This is a genomic window from Enhygromyxa salina, from assembly GCF_002994615.1.
GTDB lineage: Bacteria > Myxococcota_A > Polyangia > Nannocystales > Nannocystaceae > Plesiocystis > Plesiocystis salina_A.
On the sequence record NZ_PVNK01000253.1, the window covers coordinates 22,151 to 28,150 of the forward strand.

The following is a 6,000-nucleotide window of genomic DNA, read 5'->3' on the forward strand; positions in this document are numbered from 1 at the left end:
CGCCATCTACTCGCTCTCTTTGCGGCCGGGCTTGCGCGACTTGTAGTCCTTGGGCTCGATCCCGAGCAGGTCGGCCGCGAGCGAGAGCTTCCAAAACGGGATCCGCCCGGTCTCCGAGAAGGCCACCCGGCCCTGCCCGTCGATGATGACCATGCCGGCCTCGTCGGCCCCGATCCCGAAGGTCTCGCGCGCGGCCGCGGCCTCGGCCACGAAGGGCCAGCCCTCGACGCCCCAGCCCTCGCCCTCGCCGACGATCGCCCCGTTGAACTTGGCGCTGTCTTCGGCCGCCCAGTCGGCCTCGAGGGCCCGCGCCAGCCGGACCGAGGGCTGCTTGATCTGCTCGAAGGCCTGTTTCATGTCGCCCTCGAAGCCGCCCTCGTCGAGCCCGGGGATCTCGCCGCGCGTGACCTTGGCGTCGAGGAAGACCAGCACGCAGGGCCGCTCGACGCAGCTTTGCTTGCTGAGCTCGCCGAGCTCGAAGTCCGGCGCCGCCGGTCCCGGCGGGGGCTCCTCGGCGCGCAGCAGGGCCTTGATCTCGGCGAGCTTGGCCGCGTCGACGTCGCCCGCGTGGCGCAGCAAGACCTCGCTCTCCGGGCCGAGGATCACGAAGCCGAGGTGGCCCTTGGGCAGCGAGAAGGCGGTGGTGAACTCGCCGCCAAAGTCGACGTAGATCGGCAGCTTCATCTCGTCGCGCATCGGCCCGACGAACTCGCGCTCGATCTTGCCGCGCATGACCACGGCCCCGGCCGGGGCGTCGCCGACGCTGAAGCCGACCACGTCCTCGGGCAGCTCCCAGCGATGCAAGGCCCGACGCAGCAGCTTGCCCTCGCCGCCGGTCATGCTCTCCTTGCCCTCGATCATGATGTAGACGGTCTGGCCCGCGAGCTCGCCGAGGCGCACGCCCGGCTCGGGCCCCTGGGCCTCGAGCTCGAGCTCCGCGATCGAGACCTCGGGCTTGATCTCGTCGAGGGTCTCGGGGATGTCCTCGACCTCGGGCCACATCGTCCAGGCCGCGCCGCCGAGCGCCAAGACGACGACGCCAGCTGCGATCGCGAAGACGCGGAGCTTGCTGCGGCCTGCCACCGCGCGGAGTATAGTCATCGGCGGCCGGCCCGTCGTGGACCCGAGCGGGGGCTCGCTCGTCAGTCGCCGCCGAGCGCGCCAATGCGCAATTCGCCCTCCACGAGGACTTCGTCGGAGACGGCGTCCGAGCTCGAATGTGATCGGTTTTGACCGCGGACGCAGACGGCTCCTCCCCGCGGAGCCAACGCCTGTCCGTCGACGGGGCCCGGGCCGTCGGGCATTATCGATCCTCGTGAGGAGTCTCGGTCAACCAGGCGCGTTCTTGCCGGGGCTCACCGCGCTCGTCACGTCCAGCCTGGTCACGGGCTGCGAGTCCTGCTCCTTCACATTCGGCGCGACACCGCTGCGCGTGCTGGTCATGGCGCCGCTGGGCTGCGAGGCCCCCGACCCCGCGCTGGCTCAACAGATCCCGCGAGTCGGTCTTTGCCCGGGCGTACTGCAAGTTTTGGCGACAAAGCCCTCGGCGAAAAGGCCAAGCGAGGCGGCGCGAGGCATTGCACCCCGGGCTGCTAGACCCAGGAGCCCATGCCCCGCTTCACCACCCTCCCGAGCAGCGCCGTCCTCGTCGCAGTGTTCCTCGCCTCCGCGTGCTCCGGTAGCTCGCCCGGAGCCGAGAAACCCGACGAGACCGAGGCCGAGGCCAAGCCCGCGTCCGACGGCAACGACTCGCCCGCGCCCAAACCCGCGCCCAAACCCGAGCCCGTGGCCCAGGCCCCGCGCGTAGATCTCAGCACCGACGAGGCCGTCGGCGCCGCCTATGAAGACGCAACCGGCAAGGAGCTCGACCGAGACGGCCGCTGCATCGGTCGCCCCGACATCGGCGACGTCATCGTGGTCGGCGGCTTCACCTACGACGTCGGGTGCGAGCTCGAGGGCGCCTTCGTCGGTGGTGTCTTCGTCGATCGACAAGCACTCTTCGAGCAGGGACTCGCGCTGGCGGGGTGGGCCGATCTCCCCGCCGCCGAGCGGCCGGCGTTCGCGCTGCAGTGGGCCGAAGAGGTCGTCTTTCACTGGGCCGGCGACTTCATCAGCAGGTCGAGCAAGGCCTTCGAGTTCAAGGACACGCCGTCGTTCACGGCGCCAACTGCCCGCGCCAAAGGCGACGAGGTCGTCGTTCGAGCCTGGGTTCAGAAGCCACCGGGCATGATGGATCTGGACGCCTTCGACCTGGTCGAGCTGCGCGTCGCGAGCGACGGCGCGCTGAGCATGACCCGCAAGGACGAGTTCGCCGTCGACGGCCCGCGTCTTCGCTAGCACGGGGTGCTAGCAGCCCGTGCGAGCGCGTGCGATCTTGTCCCGCGTGAGCGAGGCCAGCGAGCTCGACCAAGACTTCGACCTCATCATCGTCGGAGGCCGGCCCGCGGGGGCGAGCCTGGCCGCGCGCCTCGGCGGCCAGGGCCTGCGCGTGCTGGTCCTCGACAAGGCCAGCTTCCCCAGCCGCCCGCCCGTGTCCGCGCCCTTCGTGCTCCCGCACGCGATGGCGCTGCTCGACGAGCTCGAGCTCGACGAGGCCGAGTACGCCGCCGACACGCCCCGGATGCACGAGTTCGTGCTCGAGTTCGGCGGCTACTTTCGGGCCTGGATTGGCTTCGAGCCCCTCGCGGGCCGCGACTACGTCTACGCCGTCGATCGGGCCCGCTTCGATCACTGCTTGTGGCGAAAGCTCGCGCGGGTGCCCGGGGTCATCACCCGCGAGCGGGCCCGCGTGACCGAGCTGATCCGCGAGGCCGATCGCGTGGTCGGGGTTCGGGTCGCGCTGCCCGATCAAGACGAGCCCCGCAGCGTCCGGGCCCGCGCCGTGATCGGGGCCGACGGCCGTCGCAGCCTCGTCGCGCGCAGCGTCGACGCCGAGGTCACCGTCGAGCGCCGCGACGTCGACACGACCATCTACTACGCGCACTGGGAAGGGGTCGCGCCCTACCAGGACGGCCCGACCATCGCCCACATCCACGCCTCCTGCGATGGCTTCTCCTTCGTGTTCATGCCCAGCGCCGACGGCCAGGTCATGGTCCTGGCCCAGGGCCGCAGCGACTACTGGGGCGCCCTCGAGGGTTCGCCCGCGCAGATCTACGAGGGCCTCCTGCGCGCGCGACCGGCCGTCTGGCGGCGGCTCGCGGGCGCGCGTCGGGTCAGCGAGCTCAGCGGCATGAAGCGGGTCGGCAACTTGTTTCGGGCCCCGGCCGGGCCGGGCTGGGCGCTGGTCGGCGACGCCTACCATCAAAAGGACTCGCTCGACGCCCAGGGGATCTACGACGCCCTGCTCGGGGCCAAGCTCCTGGCCACACAGCTGCGCCGCTGGCACGCGGGGGACCTGAGCTGGGATCAGGCCGTCGCCAACTACGGCGCGGCCGCCCACGCCGCGCTCGCGCCGATGTTCGAGGCGACCATGGATCGGGTCAAGCGCGAGCTCTACGACGAGCCGCCGCCCTTCGTGGCCAAGACGATCCTGCGCTGGGTCCTGACCCACCCGGACTACGCCCGGCGCTTCAGCGATCTGGCCACCCGGCGCAGGGAACCCGAGGGCTTCCTGACGCCGGGGGTGCTGCTGGGTCTGGCGGCCAGGGGCGCCGCGGGCCGCCTGCGCGCGAGGCTCCGAGGCGGGGCCGACCGCACCGATCCACTCTAATCCCGGCGGTCCACCTGTGTGGGTTGCGGGTGTGCGTCCGCTGCGGAGGGCGTCCGCGTCCGCGACTGACGCAGCGGGCGGGCGAGCTCGCAAACACCGATGCAAGGTCGCGCTGCGCGGGCTCCTCGGACCAGGCATGCGCCTTGCTACCGAGGCACGGCATGAGCACCCTCCACCAAGTTCACGCCCGCACGCGCACCTCGATGTCGATCGGCTGCCTCGCCCTATTGGCGCTGTCGCCTCTCGCCTGCAGCCTCGACGAGCTCGACGAGCTCGACGAGCTCGACGAGGTCTCGGAGGTCTCGGAGGTCGACGAACGCGCCCCGCTCGACGCCACCCCCGAACTCTCGGACGCCGACGCGTTCGCCGAGGCGGCCCACATTGGCGACTACAGCGTGGACAGCCTCCCCTTGGAGGCGACGGCGCTTCCGCTCGAACCGGGGGTCTACACCCTTCGGCAGCAGAGCAACGGCCGCTTCCTCGACGCCTATCAGGGATCGAGCGACGACTTTTCGGTCGTGACGCGCCCCGAGCAGCAAAACGACACCCAGCGATGGAAGTTCGCCCCGATCGGTGTCGTCTACACGATCCAACAGGTCAGCACGAATCGATACATGGACGCACACGAGGTTTCGAGTCAAGACTATTCGGTCGTGACCCGCACCGAGCAAAGCAACGACACCCAGCGCTGGGTCGCCCTCCCCGTATCCGGCTCGCTGTCGACCTATACCTTGCAACAACTCAGCATTGGCCGCTTCCTCGACGCGTACCAGACCCAAGGCGCCGACTTCTCGGCCGTGACCCGTGAAGCGCAGTACAACGACACCCAGCGCTGGATCACGGGATACGTGAGCGGCGGCATCTACACCCTGGTTCAGGCGAGCAGTGGCCGCTTCCTCGATGCCCACGAGTCCGCGGGGCCCGACTACTCGGTCGTCACGCGCCTCGAACAAAACAACAACACCCAACAGTGGCGCTTCAACGCGGTCGCGGCGGTGTACACCATTACGCAGGTCAGCTCATCGCGGTATATGGATGCGTACCAGACGGAGGGCGAGGACTGGTCCGTCGTGACCCGGCCCGAACAGAAAAATGACACCCAACGCTGGGTGCTCGTGCACGTCAGCGGCGACGTGTTCACGATGCAGCAGCTGAGCACGGCCCGCTTCGTTGACGCCTACCAAACGGACACGAACGACTTCTCGGTCGTGACCCGCGAAGCCCAGGACAACGCCACCCAACGCTGGATCATCGATTCACCGTGACCCCGCGGCCGACCCGGCGGCCGCCCTGCCCTCTGCCACGCACGACCACTTCGCGCGGAACATCTACTCGGAGCCGAGCGCGCCAATCCGCAGTTCGCCCCCGCGCAGGCAGGCGAGCGGCGCCGTGTCGCCGACGCCGTCGAAGCTCGGCCCGGCCAGGCCCAGCGCGTCACAGCGTAGATCCACGATCGGCTCGAGCAGCGCCCCGCCGCCGCTCGATCGCAGCGCGAGCGCGTCTTGGTTGGCGCCCATCGGCAAGACCAGGGTCGGGACGCCGTCGAGCAGCGCGAGGCTCGGCGCGCCGCTGGGCGCGGCCGACAGCTCGAACACATCGACGAGCTCGTCTGTGTCTTGTGTCGGTTCGGACCAACCCCACCGGTTGATCCGAACCACGCGCACCCGCGCCTGCCCGGCCGCGTCGTCGAGCGCGAACACGTGGCGCGATCCAAAGGCACCGTCGGCGCTCGCCATCCACGTGGCCGCGACGGGCACGCTGACCCGCTCGCCAGGCGCCTCGACGAGGCCCGGCAGCCCGTTGCTGGCGATCGCCAGCAGCCACGCAAACCCCAGCCCCACGCGCACGCTCAGCGCCGAGTCGTGGCCAGCGTAGGTCCACAGCCGCGCGTCGCCGAGCAGGTCGAGGTCGCCGCCACCGGGTCCGCGCAGGACCACCGTCGACGCAGGCTCGCCGCTCGCCGCCAGCCAGCGCGAGACCAGCAGGTGATCCCCGGGGCTGGGCTGCTCGATGTCGCGGCGGGCCTCGACGCCGATCACGACCATGCGCTCGAGCAGGGTGACCGCGTCGATCCGCGCGAGCTCGTGGGGTCCGAGGGCCGCGCGCTGCTCGGCGTCGTCGAGGCGCCACAGCTCGAGGACCTCGCCCGGCTCGTCGAGCGGCGCGCCCGGGCCGTCGATTGTGACGAGCCGCCCCTTGACCGCGGCCCCGTCGTCCGCGAGCCAGGCGGCGACCAGCCAGCGCGCCTCCTCACCCTCCTGCGCCACCTCAGCGATCGAGAGATCGACCCC

General features: G+C 70.5%; 5 protein-coding genes. 3 read left to right on the forward strand and 2 right to left on the reverse strand.

Annotated elements, in window-relative coordinates; genetic code table 11:
* Nucleotides 1-6: 6 nt before the first annotated feature.
* The gene (locus ENSA5_RS29080) at nucleotides 7-1,083 is read right to left on the reverse strand and encodes a hypothetical protein (protein ID WP_106394973.1); all 1,077 of its coding nucleotides are present in this window, start codon (nucleotides 1,081-1,083) and stop codon (nucleotides 7-9) included.
* 525 nt (nucleotides 1,084-1,608) lie between these two features.
* Between ENSA5_RS29080 and ENSA5_RS29085 the strand changes: the two genes are divergently transcribed.
* The 3 genes from ENSA5_RS29085 (at nucleotide 1,609) to ENSA5_RS29095 (ending at nucleotide 4,974) form a co-directional block, all read left to right on the forward strand.
* Nucleotides 1,609-2,337 carry a hypothetical protein gene (locus ENSA5_RS29085; RefSeq protein WP_106394974.1) on the forward strand — a complete coding sequence of 243 codons (729 nt, stop codon included), beginning with the start codon at nucleotides 1,609-1,611 and terminating at the stop codon, nucleotides 2,335-2,337.
* 46 nt (nucleotides 2,338-2,383) lie between these two features.
* Nucleotides 2,384-3,709 (forward strand): NAD(P)/FAD-dependent oxidoreductase, encoded by a 1,326-nt coding sequence (locus tag ENSA5_RS29090; protein WP_181198264.1) that lies wholly within the window; start codon nucleotides 2,384-2,386, stop codon nucleotides 3,707-3,709.
* A gap of 161 nt (nucleotides 3,710-3,870) precedes the next feature.
* Nucleotides 3,871-4,974 (forward strand): RICIN domain-containing protein, encoded by a 1,104-nt coding sequence (locus ENSA5_RS29095; protein ID WP_106394976.1) that lies wholly within the window; start codon nucleotides 3,871-3,873, stop codon nucleotides 4,972-4,974.
* A gap of 63 nt (nucleotides 4,975-5,037) precedes the next feature.
* Here the strand turns inward: ENSA5_RS29095 and ENSA5_RS29100 are convergent.
* Nucleotides 5,038-6,000 (reverse strand): hypothetical protein (locus ENSA5_RS29100; RefSeq protein WP_219906884.1); only part of this gene is annotated, 963 nt, incomplete at its 5' end.

What these genes read in the sequence shown, in the direction of transcription:
- ENSA5_RS29085 (WP_106394974.1), top strand. Translation starts at nt 1,609, where the DNA reads ATGCCCCGCTTCACCACCCTCCCGAGCAGCGCCGTCCTCGTCGCAGTG.
- ENSA5_RS29095 (WP_106394976.1), top strand. Translation starts at nt 3,871, where the DNA reads ATGAGCACCCTCCACCAAGTTCACGCCCGCACGCGCACCTCGATGTCG.